Source organism: Raineyella sp. (assembly GCF_034933565.1).
Taxonomy (GTDB): domain Bacteria; phylum Actinomycetota; class Actinomycetes; order Propionibacteriales; family Propionibacteriaceae; genus Raineyella.
In genome coordinates this window covers 1-26,793 of sequence record NZ_JAYFNG010000005.1, presented here as the reverse complement: position 1 = coordinate 26,793, position 26,793 = coordinate 1, and the positions used below count along the sequence as shown (strand labels likewise).

Annotated in this window: 22 protein-coding genes; 11 read left to right on the top strand and 11 right to left on the bottom strand. The window is 71.4% G+C overall.

Going from position 1 to position 26,793, the window contains the following annotated elements:
- Positions 1–173 precede the first annotated feature (173 nt).
- Together VB059_RS01605 and VB059_RS01600 are read left to right on the top strand one after the other, a co-directional pair.
- Positions 174–1,382 carry a L,D-transpeptidase gene (locus VB059_RS01605; RefSeq protein WP_323420274.1) on the top strand — a complete coding sequence of 403 codons (1,209 nt, stop codon included), beginning with the start codon at positions 174–176 and terminating at the stop codon, positions 1,380–1,382.
- Between the two features lie 133 nt (positions 1,383–1,515).
- On the top strand, positions 1,516–2,553 hold the full coding sequence (locus VB059_RS01600; RefSeq protein ID WP_323420273.1) for a PHP domain-containing protein: 1,038 nt from the start codon (positions 1,516–1,518) through the stop codon (positions 2,551–2,553).
- A 171-nt stretch (positions 2,554–2,724) separates the two neighbouring features.
- Here the strand turns inward: VB059_RS01600 and VB059_RS01595 are convergent, their stop codons facing one another.
- The 5 genes from VB059_RS01595 to acsA form a co-directional block, all read right to left on the bottom strand.
- Positions 2,725–2,976: an acyl carrier protein gene (locus tag VB059_RS01595; RefSeq protein WP_323420272.1), complete on the bottom strand. Its 252-nt coding sequence runs from the start codon at positions 2,974–2,976 to the stop codon at positions 2,725–2,727.
- A gap of 107 nt (positions 2,977–3,083) precedes the next feature.
- Positions 3,084–4,340 (bottom strand): dihydrolipoamide acetyltransferase family protein, encoded by a 1,257-nt coding sequence (locus VB059_RS01590; RefSeq protein ID WP_323420271.1) that lies wholly within the window; start codon positions 4,338–4,340, stop codon positions 3,084–3,086.
- Positions 4,333–5,307 carry an alpha-ketoacid dehydrogenase subunit beta gene (locus VB059_RS01585; RefSeq protein ID WP_323420270.1) on the bottom strand — a complete coding sequence of 325 codons (975 nt, stop codon included), beginning with the start codon at positions 5,305–5,307 and terminating at the stop codon, positions 4,333–4,335. Before VB059_RS01585 ends, VB059_RS01590 begins: the two co-directional genes overlap by 8 nt.
- Entirely contained in the window at positions 5,304–6,413 is a 1,110-nt protein-coding gene (gene pdhA / locus VB059_RS01580; RefSeq protein WP_323420269.1) for a pyruvate dehydrogenase (acetyl-transferring) E1 component subunit alpha, read from the bottom strand. Before pdhA ends, VB059_RS01585 begins: the two co-directional genes overlap by 4 nt.
- Positions 6,410–8,254 (bottom strand): acetate--CoA ligase, encoded by a 1,845-nt coding sequence (gene acsA, locus VB059_RS01575; RefSeq protein WP_323420268.1) that lies wholly within the window; start codon positions 8,252–8,254, stop codon positions 6,410–6,412. The genes pdhA and acsA overlap by 4 nt, the downstream gene beginning before the upstream one ends.
- 814 nt (positions 8,255–9,068) lie before the next feature.
- On the opposite strand from acsA, the gene VB059_RS01570 reads away from it, so the two are divergent.
- Positions 9,069–9,797, top strand: a complete 729-nt coding sequence (locus VB059_RS01570) for a dienelactone hydrolase family protein (protein ID WP_323420267.1) — start codon at positions 9,069–9,071, stop codon at positions 9,795–9,797.
- A 158-nt stretch (positions 9,798–9,955) separates the two neighbouring features.
- Here VB059_RS01570 and VB059_RS01565 read toward each other — a convergent pair whose 3' ends face one another.
- Positions 9,956–11,926 (bottom strand): acyl-CoA dehydrogenase, encoded by a 1,971-nt coding sequence (locus VB059_RS01565; protein ID WP_323420266.1) that lies wholly within the window; start codon positions 11,924–11,926, stop codon positions 9,956–9,958.
- A 155-nt stretch (positions 11,927–12,081) separates the two neighbouring features.
- Here VB059_RS01565 and VB059_RS01560 point away from each other — a divergent pair, with 155 nt between their 5' ends.
- Together VB059_RS01560 and VB059_RS01555 are read left to right on the top strand one after the other, a co-directional pair.
- A complete protein-coding gene (locus VB059_RS01560; protein ID WP_416339471.1) occupies positions 12,082–13,389 on the top strand; it encodes an acetyl-CoA C-acetyltransferase in 1,308 nt (435 codons plus the stop codon).
- Positions 13,389–14,921, top strand: a complete 1,533-nt coding sequence (locus tag VB059_RS01555; RefSeq protein WP_323420264.1) for a 3-oxoacyl-ACP reductase — start codon at positions 13,389–13,391, stop codon at positions 14,919–14,921. The genes VB059_RS01560 and VB059_RS01555 overlap by 1 nt, the downstream gene beginning before the upstream one ends.
- Before the next feature lie 107 nt (positions 14,922–15,028).
- On the opposite strand, the gene VB059_RS01550 is transcribed toward VB059_RS01555, so the two are convergent.
- The 3 genes from VB059_RS01550 to VB059_RS01540 form a co-directional block, all read right to left on the bottom strand.
- Entirely contained in the window at positions 15,029–16,822 is a 1,794-nt protein-coding gene (locus VB059_RS01550; protein ID WP_323420263.1) for a DUF429 domain-containing protein, read from the bottom strand.
- Positions 16,823–16,932: 110 nt separating this feature from the next.
- Entirely contained in the window at positions 16,933–17,616 is a 684-nt protein-coding gene (locus VB059_RS01545; RefSeq protein WP_323420262.1) for a TM2 domain-containing protein, read from the bottom strand.
- Between the two features lie 323 nt (positions 17,617–17,939).
- Positions 17,940–18,629, bottom strand: a complete 690-nt coding sequence (locus VB059_RS01540; RefSeq protein WP_323420261.1) for a class I SAM-dependent methyltransferase — start codon at positions 18,627–18,629, stop codon at positions 17,940–17,942.
- A gap of 308 nt (positions 18,630–18,937) precedes the next feature.
- Here VB059_RS01540 and groES point away from each other — a divergent pair, with 308 nt between their 5' ends.
- A complete protein-coding gene (gene groES / locus VB059_RS01535; RefSeq protein ID WP_323420260.1) occupies positions 18,938–19,234 on the top strand; it encodes a co-chaperone GroES in 297 nt (98 codons plus the stop codon).
- Between the two features lie 20 nt (positions 19,235–19,254).
- Complete coding sequence (groL, locus tag VB059_RS01530) at positions 19,255–20,847, top strand: chaperonin GroEL (protein WP_323420259.1); 1,593 nt, start codon at positions 19,255–19,257, stop codon at positions 20,845–20,847.
- A 252-nt stretch (positions 20,848–21,099) separates the two neighbouring features.
- On the opposite strand, the gene VB059_RS01525 is transcribed toward groL, so the two are convergent.
- Positions 21,100–21,339 (bottom strand): hypothetical protein, encoded by a 240-nt coding sequence (locus VB059_RS01525; RefSeq protein ID WP_323420258.1) that lies wholly within the window; start codon positions 21,337–21,339, stop codon positions 21,100–21,102.
- A 33-nt stretch (positions 21,340–21,372) separates the two neighbouring features.
- Between VB059_RS01525 and VB059_RS01520 the strand changes: the two genes are divergently transcribed.
- The 4 genes from VB059_RS01520 (at position 21,373) to VB059_RS01505 (ending at position 25,721) form a co-directional block, all read left to right on the top strand.
- Positions 21,373–22,203: an alpha/beta hydrolase gene (locus tag VB059_RS01520; RefSeq protein WP_323420257.1), complete on the top strand. Its 831-nt coding sequence runs from the start codon at positions 21,373–21,375 to the stop codon at positions 22,201–22,203.
- Positions 22,204–22,222: 19 nt separating this feature from the next.
- Positions 22,223–22,771, top strand: coding sequence for an NUDIX domain-containing protein (locus tag VB059_RS01515; RefSeq protein ID WP_323420256.1), 549 nt, complete (start codon positions 22,223–22,225; stop codon positions 22,769–22,771).
- Between the two features lie 224 nt (positions 22,772–22,995).
- A complete protein-coding gene (gene guaB, locus VB059_RS01510) occupies positions 22,996–24,507 on the top strand; it encodes an IMP dehydrogenase (RefSeq protein WP_416339472.1) in 1,512 nt (503 codons plus the stop codon).
- A gap of 104 nt (positions 24,508–24,611) precedes the next feature.
- Positions 24,612–25,721, top strand: coding sequence for a GuaB3 family IMP dehydrogenase-related protein (locus VB059_RS01505; RefSeq protein WP_323420254.1), 1,110 nt, complete (start codon positions 24,612–24,614; stop codon positions 25,719–25,721).
- Positions 25,722–26,521: 800 nt separating this feature from the next.
- Here the strand turns inward: VB059_RS01505 and VB059_RS01500 are convergent.
- Positions 26,522–26,793: hypothetical protein (locus tag VB059_RS01500; protein ID WP_323420253.1), on the bottom strand; the 272-nt coding region annotated here is incomplete at its 5' end.

Genomic DNA, 26,793 nt, shown 5'->3' with positions numbered 1-26,793 from the left:
TTACGACGGAGACAGTGCGCGCCGAGTGCCGAGTCGGGGGTGCCCGCCGGAGGGGCCACAGATGCCGGATCGGGGTCTTCCTGTGTGCCGGCTGTGGCGTCGAAACCAGTCTGTGACGTTCACCCAGTATTCTTGGTGCGGATCACTGGTCGTAGTAATGTTCGGAGGCTCACATGACGTGGAAGGCCCGTGGCGTCGCCGCGCTCGTGGCGATCACCCTCGCCGGGACCATGAGCGCCTGTGCGCCCGCCAGTTCCTCCGACCGGCCCGGTGCCGCCGCCCCCTTCGCCAAGGCGAGCCAGCCGGCCTTCGCGGTCACCTCGAACGTTGCGGCGGACGCCAAGGACGTCCCGGTCGACACTCTGCTCACCGTGACCGCCTCGTCCGGCGCGCTGGAGGACGTCACCGTCACCGGCGCCGGTACGGACCGCAGCGGCAAGGCCATCAGCACCACGGTCAAGGGCTCCATCGGGGCCGACGGCACCTGGACGGCGTCCGAGCGTCTCGATCCGGCCACGACGTACACGGTGGTCTCGACCGGTTCGGCCCCGGCCGGCGACGGATCGGTGACCTCGACGTTCACCACCACCGCGCTGTCCCTCAAGCAGCAGGTCTTCGTCACGATCACCAACCAGTCAGGCACGACGTACGGCGTGGCGATGCCGATCGTCGTGACCTTCGACCTGCCGGTCACCGACAAGAAGTCGTTCGAGAGGGACCTCAAGGTCACCACCGTTCCCGCGCAGACCGGGTCCTGGGGCTGGGTCTCCGACCGTGAGGTGCAGTGGCGCCCGGAGACCTACTTCGAGCCCGGCACCAAGGTGTCGGTCGAGGCGAACCTCAACGGTGTCAGCGCCGGCGACGGCCGGTACGGCCAGAACTCGGTGTCGGCCGACTTCACCATCGGGCAGTCGCGCGTCACCAAGGTGGATCTCGCCGCCAAGCAGCTCACCCAGTACGTCAACGGTCAGGTCGTGGCCACCATCCCGGTCAGCGGCGGCAAGCCCGGCGCGGAGACCCGCAGCGGCACCAGCGTGGTGATGGAGAAGCTCGCCCAGACCCGGATGGCCTCCGAGACCGTCGGTATCGCCAACAACTCTGCGGACGGGTACGACCTGATGGTGAAGTACGCGATGCGGATCACCACCAGCGGTGAGTTCATCCACGCCGCGCCCTGGAACTCCGCCAACTTCGGCCGGGCCAACCTGAGCCACGGCTGCGTCGGCATGGGCACCGGCGATGCGCAGAAGCTCTTCGGCATCGTCCAGGTCGGTGACCCCGTCGTGGTGTCCGGCACGAAGCGCCCGCTCGACGACGGCAACGGGTGGACCGCCTGGAACGTTTCCTGGCAGCAGTGGCAGGCCAAGTCGGCCCTGGCCTGATCCTGACCCGTACGTCGGACCCGACCCTGGTCCGTGGGTCTGCTGATCCGGACGTCTGCTGACGTGGAGGTCGCATTCACCCCGCACGTCCGTCGACCCGTACGGCGCGCCCGAGCGGTGGAAGACTGGGGTCGTGGGCCCCGAGGATCCTGATCCGGTCGGCACCCTGCGCCGCATCGCCTACCTGCTGGAGCGCGCCGGCGCGGGCACCTTCCGGGTGCGCGCGTTCCGTCATGCCGCCGACACCGTCGACGGCGTGGATGGTGATGAGCTCCGTCACCGCCTCGCGGCAGGCACCCTCACCGAGCTGCCCGGCATCGGCCAACGGACGGCGGCGGTGGTGGCCGACGTGCTGGCCGGACGTACGCCCGACTACCTCGTCCGGCTCGAGGCCGAGGCCGTCGGACCGGTCGTCGCCGGCGGTGCGGCCGTCCGGGCGGCGCTGCAGGGCGATCTGCACCTGCATTCCGACTGGTCCGACGGAGGTGCGCCGATCCCCGAGATGGTGGCGACGGCCGTCGCGCTGGGGCATCGGTATCTGGCGCTGACCGATCACTCGCCACGACTCAGGGTCGCGAACGGGCTGTCGGCCGAACGGCTGCGGCAGCAACTGGACGTCGTGGCCGGGATCAACCGGGCCGCCCCCGGGATCCGCGTGCTGACCGGCATCGAGGTCGACATCCTCGAGAACGGCGCACTGGACCAGGATCCTGATCTGCTCGACCGGCTGGATGTCGTGGTGGCGAGTGTCCACTCGAAGCTGCGGATGCCCCGCGACGAGATGACCCGCCGGATGATCACCGCGTTGGCCGACCGGCACGTCGACATCCTCGGCCATGTCACCGGGCGGCTCATCACCGGGGAGCGCGGCACCCGGCCGGAGTCCGCTGTCGACGCGGGGCTGGTGTTCGAGGCCTGCGCCCACTTCGGTGTGGCCGTGGAGATCAACTCCCGGCCCGAGCGCCTCGACCCGCCGCGGCGGCTGCTCCGGGAGGCGGTCGAGATCGGCTGCCTGTTCGCGATCGACACCGACGCCCATGCCCCCGGCCAACTGGACTGGCAGCCGTACGGCTGCGCCCGGGCCGAGGACGCCGGGGTGCCACTCGAGCGCATCGTCAACACCTGGGACGTGGCGGATCTGCTGGCCTGGACCCATCGGCGTACGGGGTGATCGCGCTCGTCCTGCTGCCTGCTGCCTGCTGCCTGCTGCCTGCCATCGGCAGGAGCGAGAACGATGCCGGCCAGCGGCGCCTGCTCCGGAGAAGCGCCGCTCCGCTGATGTCCGCCGCCCGGGGCAGCCGGTCAACGGGCGACGGTCCGCTGCGACCTGCGCCGACCCGGATCAGCCGGCCGGGAGCCTGTCGCGCAGATAGGCCACCACGTCGTCCAGGCTGACCAGCCGGGGGTAGTCGGTCTCGGGGATCTCGACATGGAGTCGGTCGTGCAGCCCGACCAGGAACCCCAGCCAGTCCAGCGAGTCGAGGTCCACCTGCCTGCGCAGCGGCACGTCGCCGCGCAGATCGTCGGCCCCGACCTCCGGGGCGACCTGCTGCAGGGCCTCGATCACGATGCCGCGCAGTTCCTTGTCGTCCATGGCAGCCCTCCTGTCCTCGGTCTTCTCGTACGTTCGGCGGTGGTTCGTACGTTCGGCGGTGTTGCAGGCGCGGTGTTGCAGGCGCGGTGTTGGCAGGCACGGCGGCGCTACAGATCCTCGGGCCGCTGCAGCAGGTCGCGCAGGGCGGCCAGGAACAGCCCTCCGCGGTGGCCGTCGGAGACCCGATGGTCCGCGGCCAGCGTCGCCATCACGGTCGGCATCACCGTCAGCGCGCCGGCCTCGACCCAGGGGCGCGGCGCCACCGTGCCGAACCCGACGATCGCCACCTGGGGTGGATGGATCACCGGGAAGACCGTCTCCACCCCCTGGTCACCCAGATTGGTCACGGTGATCGTCGCATCGGCCATCTCCGAGCTGCGCAGCGCGCCGGCCCGGGCGCGCTGCACCAGATCCAGCATCGCGGCCATCAGGTCCGGCAGCGCCAGATGGCGTACGTCATGGATGGCGGGGGCGACCAGGCCACCCCCGCGCAGGGAGATCGCCACCCCGAGGTGGGCGTCGGCAGCCGGGCGGAACTCGCCGTCGACGACGTGTCCGTTGAGCTCGGGGAAGTCGGCCAGGGCCACGGCCACCGCCTTCAACTGCAGCACCGCCATCACCAGCCGTTCGGTGATCGGGCGCTCGGCGTTGGCGGCGGTCAGCCAGGCCGTCGCCCGGCCCATCGCGACGGTCTCGGCGAGGTAGTAGTGCGGGATCTCACGCTTGGACCGGCTCATCGCCGCCCCGATCGCCCGGCGGAGTTCCGCCTGACGGTCGGCCGGTGTGGCGCCGGGTGTCGGGACCGGCTGCTGGCCGGTCGCCACCCGCTCGATGTCGGTCAGCATGACGGTGTCGTCCGGGCCACTGGCGGGCACGGTGGCCACATCGATGCCGAGCTCGGCGGCCCGCCGGCGCGCGGCGGGGGACACCCGCCGACGTCCAGCCGGCACTGCAGCATCGGCAGCCGGCTCCGGCTCCGGCTCCGGCTCCGACTCCGGCTCCGACTCTGACTCCGGGGTCGGAGCAGGTGACGCCCCGGGGACCGGTGCTCGGACCGGCCCCGGGGCCGCCTCGCCACGTGCCGATGCTGCGGGCGCCTCACCCGAGGCGGGCGCCGGGGGCGCCTCACCCGGGGCCAGCAGCGTCGCGATCAGGGTGCCGACCGGCACCTTCTCGCCGGGGGAGATCAGCAACTCGTGGACCGTGCCCTCGAGCCAGCACTCCACGTCGATGGCCGCCTTGGTGGTCTCGACCACCGCGACGATCTGGCCCTTCGCGACGGTGTCGCCGGGGGCGACCAGCCACTGGACGAGTGTGCCCTCGTCCATGTCGGCGCCCAGTGACGGCAGATTGAACTCAAGCACGGGTCAGCTCCTTCACGGCCGCCACGATCCGGTCGACCTGCGGCAGGGCCGCGTCCTCCAGGTGCTTGGCGTACGGGATCGGCACCTCCGCCGTGCACACCCGCACCGGCGGCGCGTCCAGGTCGTAGAGGCTCCCCTCGGCCAGTTGTGCCACCACCTCGCCGGCCAGGCTCCCGGTCTTCCAGCCCTCGTCGACGACCACCACCCGATGCGTACGCGCCACCGACGCCGCGACCGTCGCCAGGTCCAGCGGCCGGAGCACCCGCAGGTCCACGACCTCCGCCTCGACGCCCGGACCGGCCAGTTCCTCGGCCGCCGCCAGCACCTTCGGCAGACTGCCGCCGTACGTCACCAGGGTGACGTCCGACCCGGACCGGCGCACCGCTGCGGTCGTGATGTCGCACGGCGCCGCCCCGTCGGGGAGATCGCCCTCCAGGTTGTAGAGGCCGACGTGCTCGAACAGGATCACCGGATCGGGGTCGGCCAGTGCCGGGGCCAGCATGCCGCGGGCATCGGCGAGCGTCGCGGGCGCCAGCACCCGCAGCCCCGGCACGTGGGCGAACCAGTTCTCCAGGCTGTGCGAGTGCTGGGCGGCCAGTTGCCGGCCGGCGCCGGTCGCCATCCGGATCACCAGCGGCACGGAGAACTGACCGCCGGACATGTGCCGCAGCAGGCCGGCCATGTTCACGATCTGGTCGAGGGCCAACAGGCTGAAGTTGATCGACATCACCTCGACGATCGGGCGCATCCCGCCCAGTGCCGCGCCGATCCCGGCCCCGACGAACCCGAGCTCGGACAACGGTGTGTCACGGATCCGCTCGGGGCCGAACTCGGCGAGCAGCCCTGCCGACACGGCATAGCAGCCGCCGTACGCCCCGACATCCTCGCCCATCAGGAACACCCGCGGGTCCGCGAGCAGTGCCTCCCGGATCGCCTCCCGGACGGCCTCGCGATAGGTGGTCCTCATCGTCGGCCTCCCGGCATCGGGCCTCCCGGCAGAACGCCACCCGGCATCGGGCCGGCCGCGGGGTCGGTCGGGACGACGGGCGGACCGACCGGGGTGGTGACGTCGCGCAGCAGGGCCTCCACCGGTTCCACCGATGAGGCCTCGGCGAATCTCACGGCCTCGGACACCTCCGCCTGCGCCGCGACCTCGAGGGCAGCGAGTTCGGCCTTCGCCAGGCCGGCCTCGCGCAGCGCGGACGCGAGTCGGGGGATCGGGTCGCGCTCCCGCCACGCCGCCACCTCGGCCTTGGTGCGATAGAGCCCGGGGTCGAACATCGAGTGTGCCCGGAACCGGTAGGTCTGCATCTCGAGGAACACCGGCCCGCCACCGGCCCGGATCGACGCGACCGCCTCCCCGACCGCGGCGTGGACGGCCAGCACGTCCATCCCGTCGACCACAGCCGTCGCCATCCCGTACACCGCGGCCCGGCCCGCCAGATCGGTCCGGGCGTGCTCGTGGGCCAACGCCGTGCCCATCGCGTAGAGGTTGTTCTCGCAGCAGAACAACACCGGCAGCTGCCAGAGCGCGGCGAGGTTGGCCGCCTCGTGGAAGGCGCCCTCGGCCATCGCCCCCTCACCGAAGAAGCAGGCCGTGACGGCGTCGCCACCCCGCATCCGGTCGGCCAGCCCCAGGCCCGCGGCGATCGGCAGTCCGCTGCCGACGATGGCGGTGCCGCCGAAGAACCGCGTCGTCGCGTCGTAGAGGTGCATCGAGCCGCCCCGCCCCCGACAGCAACCGGTGACCTTGCCGAACATCTCCGCCATGATCGCGCTCATCGGCACGCCGCGGATGAGGGCGTGGGCGTGCTCGCGGTAGGTGGCGACGATGTTGTCATCGGGCCCCAACCGGTGCAGCGTGCCGACGGCGCAGGCCTCCTCGCCGATGTAGAGGTGCAGGAAGCCGCGGATCTTCGACGCGCCGTAGAGCTCGGCGCACTTCTCCTCCATCCGGCGCACACGCAGCATGTCGGTCAGCAGCCGGACCGGCAGAGCCTGCTCGTCGGTGCTGGTGCCGGCATCGTCGTTGGTGTTGGTGTTGGTGTTGGTGTTGGCGGTCCGTTCGGTCATGATCCCCCTCCGCTCTCCAGGGTCGAGGTGTCCCCCTCGGGCAGGCCCAGCTCGCGCGCCTTGAGCAGCCGCCGCAGGATCTTGCCGCTGCGGGTCCGGGGCAGCGCGTCGATGAACTCGATCTCCTTGGGCGCCACCGCCGCGCCGAGACGTCTACGGGCCAGGGCGGCGATCTCGCGGCGCAGGGCGTCGTCGGGCGTACGTCCCGCCATCAGCGACACGAACGCCTTGACGACTTCGCCGACCAGCGGGTCGGGCTTGCCGATCACCGCCGCCTCGGCCACCGCGGGGTGTTCCATCAGCACGCTCTCCACCTCGAACGGGCCGATCAGGTGCCCGGCGGACTTGATCACATCGTCGCGGCGCCCGACGAACCAGTAGTAGCCGTCCGCGTCGCGCCGGGCCAGGTCACCGCTGAGGTACCACTCGCCGGCGAAGCAGGCCCGGTACCGCGGCTCGTCGTCCAGGTAGCCACGCAGCATCGAGGGCCAGCCGGACCGCAGCGCGAGCTCCCCTTCGACGTCGGCCGCCTCGCAGAGCCGTACGCCGCCGTCGTCGAGCCGTTCGACGATCGCCGCGTCCACCCCGGGCAGCGGCCGGCCCATCGAGCCCGGCTTGATGTCCTGGGCCGGGGTGTTGGCGATCATGATCCCGCCGGTCTCGGTCTGCCACCAGTTGTCGTGGATCGGCAGCCCCAGGACGTCGGCGCCCCACCAGACGGCCTCGGGATTGAGCGGCTCGCCGACCGAGGCGACGAACCGCAACGACGGGAAGGTGTGCCGGGCGGCCAGTTCCGGGCCGGCCCGCATCAGCATCCGGACGGCCGTCGGAGCGGTGTACCAGACGGTGACCCGCTCCTCCTCGAGGATCCGGTACCAGCGCTCGGCGTCGAACTCGGCGGCATCCACGATCGAGGTGACGCCGTGCAGCAGCGGCGCGATGATCCCGTACGAGGTGCCGGTCACCCAGCCGGGATCGGCGGTGCACCAGTAGATGTCGTCCGGATGCAGATCAAGGGCGTACTTCCCGGTCGCCCAGTGCGTCACGGCGGCGTCATGGACGTGCACCGCGCCCTTCGGCGTGCCGGTGGTGCCGCTGGTGAAGTGGAGCAGCGCCACGTCCTCAGGGCCGGTCGGGGCGATCTCGCACACGTCGGAGGCCTCGGCCATCAGCGTGGCCAGATCGAGGGTGCCGGGGAGCTCGGCCGCCTCGCCCGGTCCGCCGACGATGAGCACGTGGCGCAGGGTGGGCAGGCTGCCGCGGACCGTGGCCACCTTGCGGCGGTAGGTCTCGGCCGTGGTGACCAGGACCGCGCCCTTGCCCAGGGTGATCCGGGTGGCGATCGGTCCGGGACCGAAGGCGGAGAACAACGGGGAGACGGCGGTGCCGTTCTTCAGCGCGCCGAGGACGGCCAGGTACAGCTCCGGGATCCGGCCGGTGAGGACGAACATCCGGTCGTCGCGGCCGACACCGAGCGTACGCAGCACGTTGGTGAACCTGTTGCTGAGCCGGTCGAGCTCGCCGTACGTCACCTCGCGGCGGGAGCCCTCGGCGGAGCGGAAGTCTTCGGCGGAGCGGGAGTCTTCGGTACGAGCGGAGTCTTCGGCGGAGCGGGAGTCTTCGGTGCGAGGGGAGCCCTCGGCGAGGAAGCGAAAGGCGATGTGGTCGCGCAGCGGCCCGGCGGCGTGGCGGGTGACCGCCTCGTACGCGATGTTGAGGCCGCCGTCGGGCAGCCCGGCCAGCTCTCGGCGGGCTGCGGCCCAGCTGAACCCTGCCCGCTCCGCCGCGTAGTCGGCCAGGTGCGGCGGCACACGCAGGTCCCCGGCGGACTTCCGGATCACCCGCGGACGGTCGGGGACGGTACTGCCGTCCGGCACCGGGGAAGAGGGGGCGGGTCGGGAGACCGGTGCGGGTCGGGAGACCGGTGGGGGCTGGGCGTCCATCGTGTCCTCCGTCAGGATCCCACGCCTCAGCCGACCCGGCACCACACGTGTGGTGCCTCCGGGGGCTGGATACGCGGTGCTTGGGCGCGCGGTGCCTGTGGTGCTTGGACACGTGGTGCATGCAGATGTGGTGCTTGCTGGGCCTGGACACGTGGTGCATGCAGATGTGGTGTTTGCTGGGCCTGGGTGCGTGGCGCGCGTGGATGTGGTGTTTGCTGCGCCTGGGTGCGCGGTGCCCGCGGATGCGGTGCTGCAGCGGTCGACATGGTGATCACCCCCGGGGAGCGTCTCAATGAAGCCATTGTCCTGCCCGTGTCCGCGGCTGTCAGGGCATCAGGGCGGACCTGCTGAGTGGCGACGGTACGCATCCCGGAGTGCCCATTCAGCCGCCGCATTTTCCTCGAGCCGCCGCACTTTCCTTGAGCCGCGGCCCGTGAACGGGCGGCGGCTGCAGGGCCCGGGCCGCGGCTGACCGAGAGCGCGGCGGCTGTGGAACCCGCGGGTCTGAAGGACGTACAGACCGGAGGGGATCCGGGTCTGAAGGACGTACAGGCCCGAAGGGAATCCGGGTCCGAAGGACGTACGGGCAGAGGAGCGGACACCCGCGGCGCGCCGGGACGCGCGCCGGGATGCGCGCCGGGATGGGGGGAAGCCGACGATCGGGCCGATGTTCGACGGGGCACCTGGGGCCGGCGGAGCACATACTGGTCCTGTGCCTGATGTCACCCCTTTGGTCGGTGAGCTCACCGGTTACGTCGTCACTCCCGACGGCCCGGGCCCGTGGCCGGGCGTGATCGTCATCCATGACGCTCTCGGGATGACCAACGACCTGCGCCAGCAGGCCGAATGGCTCGCGGACGCCGGCTACCTGGCGGTCGCGCCGGACTTCTTCGCGGCCACCGGCAAGGTGCGTTGCATGGTCTCGACGGTGCATCACATCCGCGACCGTCGTGGCGGGGCGTACGACGACGTGGAGCGCGTCCGGGCCTGGTTGGCCGGCCGGGCGGACTGCACCGGTGCCATCGGAGTCATCGGGTTCTGTTTCGGCGGTGGCCTGGCGCTGGCCCTGGCGTCCGGCCGGGGATTCTCCGTGGCCAGCGTCAACTACGGGACGACGCGGGGGATCGCGTACGGCGAGGACCTCCTGGTGGACGCCTGTCCGATCGTCGGGAGCTACGGCGGACGCGACCCGATCGTCCGGCGGGCCGCCGATCGGCTGGGGGAGACGCTGACGGCGGTCGGCGTGGCGCACGACGTCAAGGAGTACCCGGACGCGGGCCACGGCTTCATGCACGATTACGAGGGCGCCGGTGACGGGAGCTCGAAGCTGATCCCGTTCCTCGCCGACCGGACCGGGCTGTGGGGCTACCACGAGCCGTCCGCCGAGGACGCGCGCCGTCGCATCATCGCCTTCTTCGACCGGCATCTGGCGCGGGCCTGAACCGATGTCGTCCGGGCCCGACCGCGCCGGGCCGCCGGATCAGGGGACCACGCCCCTCGGCGTCATGTCGCCGCCCGGCCCAGGACAGCCCGGCCCAGGACAGCCCGGGTCGAGGACAGCCCGGGTCGAGGACAGCCTCGGCCGAGTGCGGCCGCCACTCAGTGCAGCATCGGCGCGTCCAGCAGCACCTCGGGGATCCCGAAGCCGTCGACCAGGTCGGCCACGTACGGCCGCAGCTCCCCGCAGAGCGCGTCGATCCGGGCGGAGATCTCCTTGCTCCGGGTCGGGGTGAGGCGGTGGTGTTCCAGGAACCAGCCGCGGTCCGCCTCGAGGGTCGACATCACCCACAGGTCGCAGAGCCGATCCAGCAGCAGGGCCGCGCGCCCGTCCTGGGTGTCGTCGATCCCGGCGATGAACGCCTCCAGCACCACCCGGTCGGTGTGCGTCCGCGACGCCGCGAGCATGTGCGGCGCCAGCGCGTTCAGCGCGGCGAAGGCATCCTCCGGCCGGGCCCGGGCCGCCTCCCGGGCGCGATGGGCCAGCGACTCCAGGACGTGGCGCTCCCGGTCCTCGAACATCACCACCTGCCAGCCGCGCTCCAGCGGCAGGCCGTCCTCGTCGCGCAGCTGCGCGCGGGCGACCATCCGGGAGATCAGCGGCTGGGCCGCGGTCCGCTCCAGCACCGCCTCACCCAGGCTGCGCGCCGTCGCGCGGGCCATCCCCAGCAGGTCGAGATCGCCCCAGGCGTCCCGGTAGTCCACGAGCAGTTCCTTGGCGACCAGCTGCTGCAGCACCGTGTTGTCGCCCTCGAAGGTGGTGAACACGTCGACGTCCTGGCGGATCTGGGTCAGCAGGTTCTCGGTCAGGTAGCCGGCCCCGCCGCAGGCCTCCCGCATCGCCTGCACGGTGTCGACCGCCCACCGGGTCTGGGCCACCTTGAGCGCGGCCGCCCGGGTCTCGAGTTCCCGCTCGACGCGTACGTCGGGTGACTCCAGGTCGTCCCAGCGGTGCAGTTGCTGCAGTAGCTGGTTATGGGCGAAGCCGTACGCGTACGCCTCGGCGATCCGCGGCAGCAGCCGTCGCTGGTGGGTGAGGTAGTCCAGCAGCAGGACGTCCCCCTCGCCGCTCGGGGCGGGGAACTGTCGGCGCCGCAGGGCGTAGCGGGCGGCCAGGGCGATCGCCCGGCGTCCGGCCGCGGCCGCCGACCCGCCGACGCTGATCCGGCCGCGGACCAGCGCGCCGACCATGGTGAAGAAGCGCGCGTTCTGGCTGCGGATCGGGGAGTGATAGGCGCCGTACGTGTCCACCCCGCCGAACCGGTCGAGGAGCAGCCGGCGGCGGACCCGGACGTGGTCGAAGCTGATGGTGCCGTTGTCCACCCCCAGCAGGCCGCCCTTGTGGCCCTGGTCGCCGATCGTCACGCCCGGCAGCGGGGTGCCCGTCGCGTCGCGCAGCGGCACCAGGATCGCGTGCACACCGTGGTCGGTCCCGCCGGTGATCAGCCGGCCGAAGACGACCGCCATCCGCGCGTCGCAGGCGGCGTTGCCGATGTAGACCTTCGTCGCCGCCACGGTGGGGGAGTCGACCTCGAACTCCTCGGCGTCGGGCAGGTAGGTGATGGTGGTGGCGAGGTGCTGGACGTCGCTGCCGTGCCCCGACTCCGTCATCGCGAACGCCCCGGGCAGCCGCATCGTCAGCGCGTCACGCAGGTAGGTCTCGCGGTGCCACTGGCCCCCGAGGGTGAGGATCGAGCCGGCGAACAACCCGAACTGCACGCCCACCTTGACGTCGAACGACAGGTCCGCGTACCCGAGCATGCCGTACGCGACCGGCAGCTCGGTGGCGTCCCCACTGCCGCCGTACTGGCGCGGGTAGCCGATGCTGGCATAGCCGCCGTCCGCGAACCGCTGCGCCTGCCGGGTCGTCCACTCCCGGGCGGCCGCGATGTCGAGCGTCGGGTCGCGGACCAGGTCGGCGGTCAGCACCTCACGGCGCAGCCGGGCGCGCAGCGCATGGAAGGGGCCGTCCAGCGCCTCGACCAGCGCCTCGCCGAGCGGCGGCGGGGCGGCGGTCGTGGGGGATGCCGGTTCCTCGGGACGGAGGTCCTCGGGACGAAGGATGGATGACATGTCGGCTCCGGGGACGTTCCGTCCGCGCCCCGTGCTGCGGGGTGGCGCCCGATCCTGCGCCGGATCCCGCCCCGGGGCGATGGCTTCCCACTAGAATATGTGAACGGTGTCACGCCGACCAGGCCGGACACAGGTCTCCTGGGGGAGGTCAGACGATGGTGTCGGAGCACGCAGGGCAGGGGTCGTCCGAACGCACCGCGGTGGTGGTGGGGGGCAACCGGCTCCCCTTCGCGAAGGCCCGCGGATCGTACGCCCCCGACTCGACGCAGGATCTGCTCATCGCGGCCCTCGACGGCCTCATCGCCCGCTTCGGCCTGGCGGGCGTACGCCTCGGGGAGGTCGCCGCGGGTGCGGTGCTCAAGCACGGCACCCTGCTCAACCTCACCCGCGAGGCCGTCCTCGGCTCGGCGCTGGCCCATGACACCCCGGCCGTCGACCTGCAGCAGGCCTGTGGCACGGGCCTGGAGGCCACCGTCTACATCAGCAACAAGATCCGCCTGGGCCAGATCGACGCCGGGATCGCCGGCGGTGCCGACAGCATCAGCGACACCCCGCTCGAGGTCGGCCCGCGCCTGCAGCGGGCGCTGCTGCGGTTCTCCGCCGCGCGGACGACCCAGGCGAAGCTGGCCGCCCTCGCCGAGCTGCGGCCGCGGGACCTGGCGCCGATCGCCCCCCAGGTGGCCGAGCCCCGCACCGGGCTGTCGATGGGGGACAGCCAGGCACTGACCACGGCCACCTGGGGCATCACCCGGGCAGCGCAGGACGAGTACGCACTGGGCAGCCACCGCAAGCTGGCCGCCGCCTGGGACGCCGGCTTCTTCGACGATCTCGTCACCGCGCATCGGGGTGTCGTCCGGGACGAGTCGCTGCGCCCCGACAGCACCCTGGAGAAGCTGGCCGGGCTGCCGATCGTCTTCGGTGCGGGTCCCGGCGCGACGATGACCGCGGGCAACTCCTCCCCCCTCAACGACGGCGCCGCCGTGGTGCTGCTCGCCGAGGAGGGCTGGGCCCGCGCCCGGCACCTGCCCGTCCTCGCCCGGATCGTCGACGCCGAGGTGGCGTCGGTCGACTTCGTCTCCGGCGGCGAGGGCCTGCTGATGGCCCCGGCCCGCGCCGTGCCCCGACTGCTGGCGCGCAACGGGATGGCGCTGCAGGACCTCGACCTGTACGAGATCCACGAGGCCTTCGCCTCGACGGTGCTCACCACGCTGGCCGCCTGGGAGAACGAGGACTACTGCCGCGACACCCTGGGCCTGCCCGGGGCGTTGGGCAGCATCGACCCGGACCGGCTCAACGTGAACGGGTCCTCCCTCGCCGCCGGTCACCCGTTCGCCGCGACCGGCGGTCGGATCGTGGCGACCCTGGCGAAACTGCTCGCCGCCTGTGGGCCCGGTGCCCGGGGGCTGATCTCGATCTGTGCCGCCGGCGGCCAAGGGGTCGCCGCGATCCTGGAGGCGATCTGATGCCCGCATCCGCGAAGCCCCGGACGGTCGACGCGCTGCTCGAGGCCCTGCTGGGGTCGCCCGTCGGCCATGCGCTCACCCGACAGCTCGGCTTTCCCGAGGGGCCGGAGCTGCACCGGGGCCCCGGCCGGCCGACCGGCCCGATCGCGTACGCCGTGCTCGGCGACCGGGCCGGTGGGAGCACGCCGGCCGACCCGACCGCACCGGCCGGCGGCACCAGCACGAGCGGCGTCGTCACCAGCGGCACCACCACGTCCACCACCACGACCGGTGCCGCCCTCGCCGCGCTGGGCATCGCCACCGTCGACCCGCTGCGCGACGACCCGGCCGCCCGGAGCGCCGGTCCGGACGGCAAGCCGCGGCCCCCCGCGTACGACACGGACCTCGGCGGTGTCGTCCTCGACCTCAGCGGGCTGCGGACCATCACCGCCCTCGAGGGCGTCCGCGCCGTGCTGCGTCCCGCCGTCCGGGCCCTGGCGAAGAGCGGCCGGGTCGTCCTGGTCGGACCGCGGGCCGTGGATGTCGACGGGCTCGAGGCCAGGGCGGTCGCCCGGGGCCTGGAGGGCCTGGTGCGGTCCGTCGCCAAGGAACTGCGCGGTGGTGCGACCGCGAACCTGGTCCGGCTCGCCGCCGGCGCCGGCCCCGAGGACCTCACCTCGACCCTCGACTTCCTGCTGTCGGGACGGTCCGCCTTCGTCAGCGGGCAGTCCTGGGAGGTCGGCCCGCGGCGTACGGCCCGGTCCACCGGGACCGCCGGGGACGCCGGACGGAGCGTCGCCGACGCCGGCCCGCGGATCGTGGTCGTCACCGGTGCTGCCCGGGGGATCGGTGCCGCCATCGCCCGGACGTTCCATCGGGCCGGGGCGACGGTGGTGGTCGTCGACGTGCCGCCCGCCGGGGAGGCGCTGGGGGCGGTCGCCAACGAGGTGCACGGGACCGCGCTGCAGCTCGACATCACCACCCCGGACGCGGGTCGGCGGATCGCCGCGCACGTGGCGGAACGCTACGGCGACGACGCCCGGATCCAGGCGATCGCGCACAACGCCGGCATCACCCGCGACCGGCTGCTGGCCAACATGGACGAGAAGCGCTGGGCGCAGGTGCTCGACGTCAACCTGGCCGCCCAGCTGCGGATGAACGAGGTGCTGCTCGACCCGACGCTGCCCGGCGGCTTCGCCGAGGACGTCCACATCGTCGCCAGCTCCTCGACCAGCGGCATCGCGGGCAACCGGGGCCAGACCAACTACGGCACCAGCAAGGCCGGCGTGATCGGCCTGGTGGCGGCCCTGCAGGAGGCGTACGCGGACCGTCCGCTGACCGTCAACGCCGTCGCCCCCGGCTTCATCGAGACCGACATGACCGCGGCCATCCCCACCGTGCAGAAGGAGATCTTCCGCCGGACGAACAGCCTGCACCAGGGTGGCCGGCCGATCGACGTGGCCGAGACGATCGTCTATCTGGCCGATCCGGCCTCCAGCGGGGTGAACGGCCAGGTGATCCGGGTCTGCGGGCAGAACATCGTCGGCGCCTGACCGCAGGACACGCTCGGCGCCTGAGGTCAGACACCGGCGCCCCGGACCCGCGCAGCGGCCTCCCCCGGAACAGGGCGACTGAGCCCGAACGTCGTCGGCGGCCGGGCTCAGTGACCCTGACCGCTCCCGTCGCCCTGTTGCAGCTTGTCCAGCCGGGCCTTGAGCAGTTCCACCCGGTGGGCGTTGCCCGCCAGCCCCAGGTACGTCGCGCCGTACAACGCCAGCAGGGCGTCGTCGAGGCGCCGGACCGCGCCCGGCGGGTGCTGGTAGCCCATCCGCGCGGTGATCGCCGCGGAGTCGACCGAGGACAGCAGGCCGGCCAGCTTGTGCAGCGAGTCGACGCCCAGTTCCAGCAGCAGCCCGGAGATCCAGGTGTAGTGGTCGGTGCGTGACCAGCCGGAGTCGGGGAACTGGCCGGCGAGGAAGGCCGCCAGTTCCTCGGTGCGGATCCGCGGATCGTTCGGGTCGGCCTCCAGCGCCCGCGGCGGCATCCGCTCGCGCAGCCGTTCCCGGATCACCTCGAACTCCCGGTCGGCCAGTTCCAGCAGGCCGGCGGCCAGGGTGAACCGGCGGTTCAGGTCCGGGGCCAGCTCCTCGGGCACCGAGCCCTTGTAGCGGATGTCGTGCTCGAACTCGGCCCAGGCGTGCTGGAGGACCGTACGGATCTGCACCTGGGCGCTCGGCACCCGGAAGGTGTCCGCCGGCAGGTCGCCCAGCCAGATCGGGTCGAGGGCGATCTGGAGGTGGCGGCTGACGTAGCCGAACCGGCCCTCGCTGGCCGTCAGCTGGCCCATGTCACGGTCGTCGAGGACGGTCAGCTGCTCGGCCAGCAGGTCGGCGACGACGGCGACGTCGCTGCGGACGTAGGTGATCACCCGGGCACCGATCTGGTCGGTGATGTCCCTGAGCGGATCGGGGTAGAGCGGATGTCCGCCGGCCGACTTGTTCGCCTTCGCGGCGAACGATGCGGTGCTCTTTCCGCGCCCGGTGATGTCGAGGTAGTTGACCCCGGCGTCGTCCAGGGTGCCGGTGAGCCAGTCGGTGAGTCGGCGGGCCGCCTCCTGGGCGTACGGCTGGAGTTCCGCGTAGCTCCGGACCGCCCCGCGCACCAGTCGGGTCAGTTCGGGGTCCTCGGCCCCCGGCGCGTACGCGGGCGGTTCGGGGCTGAGGTCGGCGGGCAGGGCGGGGGTGACGATGTAGCCGGTGGCCGCGTCGCCGTACACCGTGGTGTCGTCCGGGCGGCGGTGGGCGTACAGCGCCACGTAGGCGCAGACCACCGCGTCGATCCGGTCCTCGACGGTCCGCAGTTCGCTCTTGCGGTCGGCGGCCCGGACCGCCTCGGTGAGTTCCTGCCACGGGGTGGAGCCGGCCAGGTGCAGCGGCAGGGGTGCGTCGGCGAGGCTGTCGAGCAGCCCGATCAGCCGCAGCATCTCCTCGCGCATCCCCTCGAAGGGTCGGTTCTGACGCTGCTTGTACTTCAGCGTGCGGCCGAGCCGGAACAGGGCGACCAGCGCCGGATGCGGGTAGACCTCGATGGCCCGGCGGGTGCGCCGCGAGGTCGGGTCGATGTCGAGGTGGAAGCGGGTGGCCAGGCGTGCCCCGCGCGGGATGTCGTGCAGCTCGGGGCGGCCGGTGTTCGAAGGATGGGCGCCGGCTTCGAAACGGGCGAAGTCACGGTTGAGGGCCGCCTCGCAGGGCCGGTTGCCGGTGGCGTTGGTGACGATCAGCGGAGCGTCGATCGCCACCAGGCATTCGTCGTCGAGGTACGGCGCCAGGGCGGCTGCGATCGTGTCGTCGGTGGTGGCCGCGGACAGATGGACCAGCGTCCCGGTGTCGTCGAGGACGGCGAGACCGGTACGGGCGCGCTCGCCCCAGGCGAGGTCGATACCGACGAAGTGCACGTCACCAGCATCCTCTGCGCCGGTTGCTCCGTCCGAAGTGGTCACCCGACGTGTCGGCGCGGTCCCGGGGGCAGTCAGCCGGGGGCTGAGCTGGCCGCGGCTGTGTCGGGTCAGCGCAGCCCACGTCGACGCTCGTCGTTGGTCCGTTCGGTCTCGTCGCCGATGGTGAAGAGGCTGACGATCGTGCCGATGCCGAGCCACCCGGCGGTCAGCAGGTAGCCCACGCCCTTGCCGATCTTGCCGATGTAGAAGTACTGCAGACCGGCCACTCCGAAGAACCCGACCGCGGTCAGCAGCATGGCCAGGCCGACCTCGCGCGGCGGGGACGTCGGCACCGGGTAACCCATCGGCCCCGCCGGATAGGGGTAGCCGGGAGCGGAGTGTCCCGGTCCCACCGCCGGATAGCCCGGCCCACTCATCGGGTAGGCGCTCCCCGGGGCGTAGGCGGGCGGTGGGTAGTCGGTGGCCGGCTCGGGGTCGCGGGCCCCTGGGTCCGGTGAGGTGCCGGGATCGTCCGAGGTCGGGGCCTCACCGTAGATGGTGCGATAGAACGAGTCGTACGTCGGCGTGTCGTACGGTTCCTCGTACGTCGGTGTGTCGTACGGCGTCTCGTAGGTCGGCGTCCCGTAAGGCGATGTCTCGTACGGTGCCGCCGCGTACGGTGGCCGGTCGTACGTCGGTGCCGGGGGGACCGGCTGGGCGTACGCCGGCCGGCCGGAGGCTGCCGCCGGTGGTTCCCGTACGCCCGGCGCTCCGGGTCCGTACGTCGGTGCCGACGGTCCGGAGAACGTCACCCAGGGAGCCGGCGGGTCGGATGTCGGCTGGGGCGCGGGCGGCTGCGGTGCGGGCGGCTGGGTCGCGGGTGCCCGACGTGGCGTGGCCGAGGACCACGGCGTCCCGGAGTCCGGCGAGTCCGTTCCCGGCTGGTCGTACCTGTCCGGTGGGGCGGCCGGATGATCGCCGGTGACCCCCGGCCCACCCGGCATCGCGGGCCGGACGTCCGCGACCGGGCGGCCGGTCACGTCCGCCCGGTCGGCTGCGGCCGAGGAGCCCGATGGCAGGTCGTCGGACCGGGATGGGGCGTCATCTGGGCGTTCCGGGCCGGTCTGCGGAGAGGTCATGCCGTCATGGTCCCATCGTCCGGTGCCGGCGTGAGCCGCCGCGCCCCGATGACACAGAACAGTCCGCCGTCCCGGCCGGGGCGCGGGACCAAGCGGGCCGGCCGCTGACCCGGGCCCGTCGGCTCGCCCGCGACCGGCTCCAGGTGGGCGGCGTCCTGCGGCAGGTAGCCGGCCGCCCGCAGCAGGCGCTCCACCTCGCGTCCGGGCAGCAGCGTCGCCCGTGAGTAGTAGGGGCTGTCCGCCTTCTCCGCCAGCAGCCGGCGCCCGGCGGCACTCTCCGGCTCCAGATAGGCCACCACGATCGACCCGCCGGATCCGGTCACCCGATGGGCCTCCCGCAACGCCCGCAGCGGGTCGGCGACGAAGCACAGCGACGTGATGAATGCGGTGTATCCGAACACCCCGTCGCGGAACGGCAGCCGCTCGGCCTCCCCGATCACCGTGCGGATCCCGCGGTCCCGGGCGTACGCGGCCATCCGCGGAGCAGGATCCAGCCCGAAGCCGATGCCGAGCGTGGCGGCGAACCGCCCGGTCCCGACGCCGATCTCCAGCCCGGCACCGTCCACCCCGTCGAGCAGGGGCCGGACGGCGTCCAATTCGGCCGCGAACTCAAGGGCATGGCGGTCGTACCAGGCGTCGTAGTCGGCCGCGAGGTGGTCGAAGGTGTCCGCCGACGGTGCTGCCATGTCGCCCATGCTACGGATCACCGCCCTGCCGCGGTCGTCCCGTCCTTCCTTCTGCCCCCTCTGTCCCTTCCCTTCTGCCCCTCCGCACCCCGCCGGCCCTGCCGCGGTCGGGCCGGCGGCTCTTGCGCCCTGTCGCGGTCGGGCCCGGGGAGGTCTTGGCAGTCGGGTTGCATGAGTGCTAACCCCCGACTAACGTTCTGGTTAGCACTCTCCTCGTGAGTGTGCCAAAGGCCAGGGACGGCACCCGCGACGACGCCCCTGCCACTCGACAGACACTGAAACATCAAGACATGTGAAAGGGGTTTGACGTGGCAGTCACGATCAAGCCGCTCGAGGACCGCGTCCTCGTCCAGCCGCTGGAGGCCGAAACCACCACCGCGTCGGGTCTGGTGATTCCGGACACCGCCAAGGAGAAGCCGCAGGAGGGCGTCGTCCTGGCCATCGGCCCGGGCCGTATCGACGACAAGGGCCAGCGCGTCCCGATGGACGTCGCCGAGGGCGACACCGTCATCTACTCCAAGTACGGCGGCACCGAGGTCAAGTACAACGGCAAGGACCTGCTCCTCCTCAACGCCCGCGACATCCTCGCGGTCGTCTCCAAGTGACCCGCTGAGGAGGCGCGCACATGGCAAAGCTGTTGCAATTCGATGAGGAGGCCCGCCGCTCGCTCGAGCGCGGTGTCGACATCCTCGCCAACACCGTCAAGGTGACTCTCGGCCCCAAGGGCCGCTACGTCGTCCTGGACAAGAAGTGGGGCGCCCCGACCATCACCAACGACGGCGTGACCGTCGCCCGTGAGGTCGAGCTGGAGGATCCGTACGAGAACCTCGGCGCCCAGCTCGCCAAGGAGGTCGCCACCAAGACCAACGACGTCGCCGGTGACGGCACCACCACCGCGACCGTGCTGGCCCAGGCCATGGTCCACGAGGGCCTGCGCGCCGTCGCGGCCGGCTCGAACCCGATCGAGCTCAAGCGCGGCATCGACAAGGCCGTCAGCATCGTCGTCGACCAGCTGGCCGAGCAGGCCCGCCAGATCGAGACCACCGAGGACATGGCGTCGGTCGCCACGATCTCCTCGCGCGACGAGCAGATCGGCGCGCTGATCGCCGATGCGTTCGACAAGGTCGGCAAGGACGGCGTCATCACCGTCGACGAGTCGCAGACCTTCGGCACCGAGCTCGAGTTCACCGAGGGCATGCAGTTCGACAAGGGCTACCTGTCCCCGTACATGGTGACCGACACCGAGCGCATGGAAGCCGTGCTGGAGAACCCCTACATCCTCCTGCACTCCGGCAAGATCTCCTCGATGAACGACCTGCTCCCGCTGCTGGAGAAGGTCATCGGGTCCGGCGGCACCCTGTTCATCGTGGCCGAGGACGTCGACGGTGAGGCGCTGTCGACCCTGGTCGTGAACAAGATCCGTGGCACCTTCACCTCGGTGGCCGTCAAGGCCCCGGCGTTCGGTGATCGTCGCAAGGCGATGCTGCAGGACATGGCGATCCTCACCGGCGGCCAGGTCGTCGCCCCCGAGGTCGGCCTCAAGCTCGACCAGGTCGGCCTGGACGTGCTCGGTCGCGCCCGTCGTGTCGTCGTCACCAAGGACGACACCACCATCGTCGACGGTGGCGGCGAGGCCGCCGAGGTCGAGGCCCGGGTGGCCCAGCTGCAGGCCGAGATCCAGCACACCGATTCCGACTGGGATCGCGAGAAGCTCCAGGAGCGGGTCGCGAAGCTGGCCGGCGGCGTGTGCGTGATCAAGGTCGGTGCCGCCACCGAGGTGGAGCTCAAGGAGACCAAGCACCGCATCGAGGACGCCGTCTCCGCGACGCGCGCTGCGATCGAGGAGGGCATCGTCGCCGGTGGCGGCTCCGCCCTCATCCACGCCGCCAAGAAGCTCGCCCAGATCGATCTGGAGGGTGACGAGAAGGTCGGCGCGGAGATCATCCGCCGCTCGGTCGTCGAGCCGCTCCGCTGGATCGCCGAGAACGGTGGCGAGCAGGGCTACGTCATCACGACCAAGGTCGCCGAGCTGGGCCCGAACGAGGGCTACAACGCGGCCACCGGGGTGTACGGCGACCTGATCGCCCAGGGCGTCATCGACCCGGTCAAGGTCACGCGTTCCGCGCTGACCAACGCCGCGTCGATCGCCTCGCTGCTGCTCACCACCGAGACCCTGGTGGTGGAGAAGCCGGCCGAGGACGCCAACGCGGCCGAGTGATCACTCCGGGTGATGTGACGTACGGCGCCTGACGCCGGCCACACCGCCCGACACAGAACGGGGGCCCCATCCGGGGCCCCCGTTCTGCGCGTCCGGGTCAGGCACACCGGCTCGACCGGCCGGACCGCCGGGTTGGTGCCGGGGCGTACGGGTCGGCGCCGCGCACGAGGCGCGAGCGTGGAGGGCACCGTGCACACTGCCTCAGAGGCCGCGGGTCGGCGCCGCGCACGAGGCGCGGGCCCTGCATCGCGGCTACGGGATCTGCAGGCGCACGGTGGGCGTACGGTCCGCCGAGATCAGCGCCTCGGCGAACTCGACCGTCACCTCCAGCGCGGCGGCGATCTCCTCGACGGCGGCGCCGGCGGCGTGCTGTCCCCTGGACACCTCCGCCAGCCGGGCCAACGAGGCGGCACAGGCCTCGAGGCTGCCGACCAACTGGCTGCCGGCACTGGAAAGGGCGGAACGTCCGGCGGGGGAGAGGCCTGCATCCATGGCCCCCAGCGTAGGGCCCCTAGAGTAGGGGGCATGCCACAGTCCTCGTCACCGTTCGACCGGCAGGGGGCCGCGCCGTCGCGCCCCGAGAAGATCCTGGTCTTCCTGCACGACATGGCCGACACCCCGCTGACCTGGCAGGACCAGGTCGGTGCCCTGCCCGAGGGATGGCGCCCGCTCACCCCGTGGCTGCGTGGCATGAAGCCGATCGACAAGGAGGTCTTCGACCTCCAGGCCGCCGCCGACGCCCTCAGCGTGATTCCGCTGGAGTACGGGGTGGAGTCCGTCGTGATGGTCGGAGTGGGGCTGGGCGGCACCGTCGCGCTGCGCTGCGCGGCCGACAGTCCGGCGATGGTCCGTGGCCTGGTGCTGGTCAACCCGCTGGTGGCCCCCGGTGGGCGTGCCCTGAAGCGGCAGCGTACGGCCCTCAAGCTGATGCCACGCGGCCGGCTGGCCGCCCAGAACATCGACAAGGACAGGCTGCTCGCGGCGATGGACATGCTCGCCACCCTGGACCTCGGCGATGCCCCCGAACAGGTCAGCTGCCCGGTGCTGATCCTCTGTGCCGACGACTCCGCCGCCCGGCAGGCCGCCGACGAGCTGGCCGCGCGGCTGCCGAACGCGACCGTCAGGCCCGTCGCCGGCGGGCCACGCCCGCACCAGGAGGATCCGCGGGCGTTCAACGACATCATCGCCGCGTTCGTCACCTCCCTGGACGACGACCCGACGCAGGACTCCCCGACCGGTCTGCCCGATGACCCGTTCCACGACCTGCCGGCCGATCCGTTCGACGGCCTGCCCGATGACCCGTTCCGCGACGAGGGCTTCGGTGACGCCCCCGGCGGCGACACCCCGGAGCGTTGAGGCGGGGGGTGCACTGACCGTGGTCACCCACAGCGCGGGCCTGGTGGCGTGGACCCGTCACCGGGGCGCAGACCCTGCCGGCCCGGAGCTCCGCGTCTTCCTGATCCACATGGGCGGTCCGTTCTGGGCCCGCAAGGAGGCCGGTGCCTGGTCGGTCCCCAAGGGCATCCACGACGCCGACGAGGAGCCGGCGGCGGCCGCCCGCCGGGAGTTCACCGAGGAGGTCGGGGTGTCGGCCCCCGAGGGCGACCTGCTCGACCTCGGCACCGTCCGCAGCGGCGCCAAGCAGATCCGGGCCTTCGCCGTCGAGGCGGACCCCGGGCTCGCGTTCCGCGCCAGCAACACCTTCACCCTCGAATGGCCACCGCGGAGCGGACGGACCGAGGAGTTCCCGGAGGCCGACCGGGCCGAGTGGTTCGGCCTCGCGCAGGCGCGCGAGCGGATCGTACGGTCCCAGCTGCCGTTCCTGGACCGGCTCGCCGCCGCGGTCGGGGGCCCGACCGTCGAGCGCCCGGCCCAGCACCCCGGTGCAGGTTCCGAGGAGAGCGGAGGGGCCTCTAGGAGCTGACGCGCCCCGAGGAGAGCTGACGCGCCCCGAGGAGAGCTGAACCGGCCCGAGGAGAGCTGAACCGGCCCGAGGAGGGCTGAAGCTGCCGACGAAGGGACGAGGGGCCCAGGATCGGCGACGGGACCGGTGGCTCCGGTCAGGGGGTTAGCATGGGCGGGGCGCCGTTCCGGCGTGCGGCGCGCTCCACCTCCAGCGAAAGGCTCACAGTGTCGGATTTCGGCGATCTGGTCACATCACAGGTTCCCAGCCCGTTCGGGGTGCTCGGTCTCACGTTCGACGACGTGCTGCTCCAGCCCAATGAGTCCGACGTGATCCCCTCCGAGGTGGACACCGCGTCGCGGCTGACCAGGAACATCGAGCTCAAGGTTCCGCTGATCAGTGCCGCGATGGACACCGTCACCGAGACCCGGATGGCCGTCGCGATGGCCCGGGAGGGCGGCATCGGCATTCTGCACCGCAATCTGTCCGTGGCGGACCAGGCGGCGATGGTCGACCAGGTCAAGCGCTCCGAGGCCGGCATGGTCGACGAGCCGATCACCATCGCCCCCGACGCCACGCTCAAGGACGTCGACAAGATCTGCGCCCACTTCCGCATCTCCGGCGTGCCGGTCGTCGAGGGTGACATGAAGCTCGTCGGCATCATCACCAACCGGGACATGCGCTTCGAGTCCGACCCGAGCCGCAAGGTCTCCGAGGTGATGACCACGATGCCGCTGGTCACCGGCCACGTCGGGATCTCCAATGACGAGGCCCTCGGCCTGCTGGCGAAGCACAAGATCGAGAAGCTCCCGCTGGTCGACGCCGACGGTCGGCTCACCGGGCTGATCACCCTGAAGGACGTCGTGAAGTCCGACCAGTACCCCCCCGCCACGAAGGATCCGCCGGGCCGGCTCCGGGTCGGCGCCGGCATCGGTATCTTCGGCGACGCGTGGGAACGGGGCATGTCGCTGATCGAGGAGGGTGTCGACGTCATCGTCGTCGACACCGCCCACGGTCACTCCCGCTCGGAGATCGACATCATCAAGCGCCTCAAGAAGGAGAAGCGCACCCAGGGCGTCGACATCATCGGCGGCAACGTCGCCACGTACGCAGGTGCCAAGGCCCTGGTCGAGGCGGGCGTCGACGGCATCAAGGTCGGTGTCGGCCCGGGCTCGATCTGCACCACCCGGGTGGTCTCCGGGGTCGGCGTTCCGCAGATCACCGCGATCTACGACGCCGCTCGCGCCGCCCGTCCGGCCGGGGTGCCGGTGATCGGCGACGGCGGCCTGCAGTATTCCGGCGACATCGCCAAGGCCTTGGTGGCCGGCGCGGACACGGTGATGCTCGGCTCGCTGCTCGCCGGGTGTGCCGAGGCCCCCGGTGACCTGATCTTCGTCAACGGCAAGCAGTTCAAGACCTACCGGGGCATGGGCTCGCTGGGCGCGATGGCGACCCGCGGGCGTGATGCTTCCTACTCGAAGGACCGCTACTTCCAGAACGACGTGGCCTCCGACGACAAGCTGATCCCCGAGGGCATCGAGGGTCAGGTGCCCTACAAGGGTCCGCTGGCCGCGGTCGCCTACCAGCTCATCGGTGGCCTGCACCAGTCGATGTTCTACTCGGGTGCCCGTACGATCCCCGAGCTGCACAGCAAGGGCCGGTTCGTCCGGATCACCAGCGCCGGTCTGCGCGAGTCGCACCCGCACGACATCCAGATGACCGTCGAGGCCCCCAACTACTCGACCCACGAGAAGTGACGTTCTGACAACCACGCGGGCCTGACGTCCGCAGCCGTCGCGGGCCGGTTCGTCCGCGGTCCACGCCGGGAGTCTTCTCGTCCCCGGTCCGAGAAGGAGAAGTCATGTACGACATCGGTCGGAGCAAGCGCGCCGAATCCGCGTTCGCCCTGGACGACATCGCGATCGTTCCCCAGCGGCGTACGCGTGGTATCGAGGAGGTGGACCTCACCTGGAAGATCGACGCGGTGAGCTTCGACTTCCCGCTCATCGCTGCGCCGATGGACTCCATCATGTCGCCGCAGACCGCGATCGAGGTGGGCCGGCTCGGTGGTCTCGGGGTGCTCAATCTCGAGGGCATCTGGACCCGCTACGACGACCCGCGACCGCTGCTGGAGGAGCTCGGCGGCATCGAGGACCCGACCGCGGCCACCCGGCGGCTCCAGGAGATCTACTCCGAACCGATCAAGCCGGCACTGATCCGGGAGCGGATGGCCGAGGTGCGCGACGCGGGCGTCCCGGTCGCCGGATCGTTGTCCCCGCAGAACACCGCCGAGTTCGCCGCCGACGTGGTCGCCTCCGGGCCCGACTTCTTCGTCATCCGCGGCACCGTGGTCTCCGCCGAACATGTCTCCAGCCGACGCGAACCGCTCAACCTGAAGAAGTTCATCTACGAGCTCGACGTCCCGGTGATCGTCGGCGGCTGCGCCACCTACCAGAGCGCCCTGCACCTGATGCGCTCCGGTGCGGCCGGTGTCCTGGTGGGGTTCGGCGGTGCGGCGACCCACGCGACCCGTCGGGTCCTCGGCATCGAGGTCCCGATGGCCACCGCGATCTCCGACGTGGCCGAGGCCCGGCGTGACTATCTCGACGAGTCCGGCGGGCGCTACGTCCACGTGATCGCCGACGGCGCGGTCGGACGTTCGGGTGACATCGCCAAGGCGATCGCGGTCGGCGCGGATGCTGTGATGGTCGGCGCTCCGCTGGCCGCCGCCGCGGAGGCGCCGGGTCATGGCTACCACTGGGGCGCCGAGGCCTGGCACGAGGAGCTGCCGCGCGGCGAACGGGCGCACTTCCCGATCGTCGGCTCCCTCCAGGAGATCCTGGTGGGCCCGTCGCACAGCGCCGACGGCACGATGAACCTCGTGGGTGCCCTCAAGCGCTCCCTCGCCACCACCGGCTACACCGAGGTGAAGGAGTTCCAGCGCGTCGAGGTCGTGCTGCACCGCCTCTGAGCCTCGCTGACCTCTCTGGGGTCTCCGCGGTGTCCCCGTCCCGTACGGAAGGCCCCCAGTACGGAGGCACCCAGGTACGGACCGCATATACGGACCGTTTCCAGGTACGGACCGTTTCCAAGTACGGATGCGCCGAGGCCCTTCCGCAGCGCCGCCAGGTCCACTGCCGCCCCCACAGGTCCGGTGCCCGACATGAAACGGGCACCGGACCTGTGGCGTCGGGGCCGCCGTGTCCCTCAGGCGCTCGCACCGCGTCCCGGCACGGGCCGACGTCCGTCGTGCGCAGGGCCCGGCGCTGAGCGTTTCCCTTGCGCAAGGTCCGGCACGGACGTTCCCCTTGCGCAAGGCCAGGCATCCGCCGCGGGGGCCGCGGACGGTCCCGATTTGACCCGCGTGGAGCATCGACGTAACCTTCTCGAGGCCTTGCGGGAAGCCGGTCCTTCGAATGGAGGGTCGTCCCGGACGGTTGTCCCTATCTTTTTCGTCTGCTGGGACTGGTGTGTCGTGCTCACGTACGGCCCACCGGCCCGAGCCCGAGGAAACAGGGCGAGAGATTTCGGCTGGCGGATTTGACTGCAAGGTCGCTGATCTCTAAAGTTGGACGAGTTGCTGCGGCAGATGATCGATTATCTCGATGATATGGCGCGGTGGCGAGGAAGGAATTCCAGAAGGGAATCCGCAAGGGTTTTCGGAAGGTTTCTGACCGAGCCGAGGATTTCTTCGGATTTGACTCCGCGGAAATCGATCGGTAAAGTAATACAAGTTGCTGGCGCGGGAAGTCGGGCTGGCAGCTCCTCGGGTCAGGGATGGTTCGGGGGCTTGGTTGATCGGTTCGTGTGGTTCGCTGAGAGGCGGATTTGACAGGGGCTGGGGGGCCGGGTAAAGTTGATCTGGTCGCCCCGAGCGGCTCCGGGTTGTTCCGGGGTGGTGGGGTGTGTGTCCGATGTTTGAGAACTCAACAGTGTGCTTTGTTTAGTCAATGCCAATGGCACTATTTTTAGTGTCGACATCACAATATGTTGTTTTGTGTTGTCCTCGGCCAATCTTTCGGGGTTGGTCGTAATTTCTTTGA

Coding starts and splice junctions, on each gene's coding strand:
- VB059_RS01605 (WP_323420274.1), top strand. CDS start 174: ATGACGTGGAAGGCCCGTGGCGTCGCCGCGCTCGTGGCGATCACCCTC.
- VB059_RS01595 (WP_323420272.1), bottom strand. CDS start 2,976: ATGGACGACAAGGAACTGCGCGGCATCGTGATCGAGGCCCTGCAGCAG.
- VB059_RS01585 (WP_323420270.1), bottom strand. CDS start 5,307: ATGAGGACCACCTATCGCGAGGCCGTCCGGGAGGCGATCCGGGAGGCA.
- pdhA (WP_323420269.1), bottom strand. CDS start 6,413: ATGACCGAACGGACCGCCAACACCAACACCAACACCAACACCAACGAC.
- VB059_RS01565 (WP_323420266.1), bottom strand. CDS start 11,926: ATGTCATCCATCCTTCGTCCCGAGGACCTCCGTCCCGAGGAACCGGCA.
- VB059_RS01560 (WP_416339471.1), top strand. CDS start 12,082: ATGGTGTCGGAGCACGCAGGGCAGGGGTCGTCCGAACGCACCGCGGTG.
- VB059_RS01555 (WP_323420264.1), top strand. CDS start 13,389: ATGCCCGCATCCGCGAAGCCCCGGACGGTCGACGCGCTGCTCGAGGCC.
- VB059_RS01540 (WP_323420261.1), bottom strand. CDS start 18,629: ATGGCAGCACCGTCGGCGGACACCTTCGACCACCTCGCGGCCGACTAC.
- groL (WP_323420259.1), top strand. CDS start 19,255: ATGGCAAAGCTGTTGCAATTCGATGAGGAGGCCCGCCGCTCGCTCGAG.
- VB059_RS01525 (WP_323420258.1), bottom strand. CDS start 21,339: ATGGATGCAGGCCTCTCCCCCGCCGGACGTTCCGCCCTTTCCAGTGCC.
- VB059_RS01520 (WP_323420257.1), top strand. CDS start 21,373: ATGCCACAGTCCTCGTCACCGTTCGACCGGCAGGGGGCCGCGCCGTCG.
- VB059_RS01505 (WP_323420254.1), top strand. CDS start 24,612: ATGTACGACATCGGTCGGAGCAAGCGCGCCGAATCCGCGTTCGCCCTG.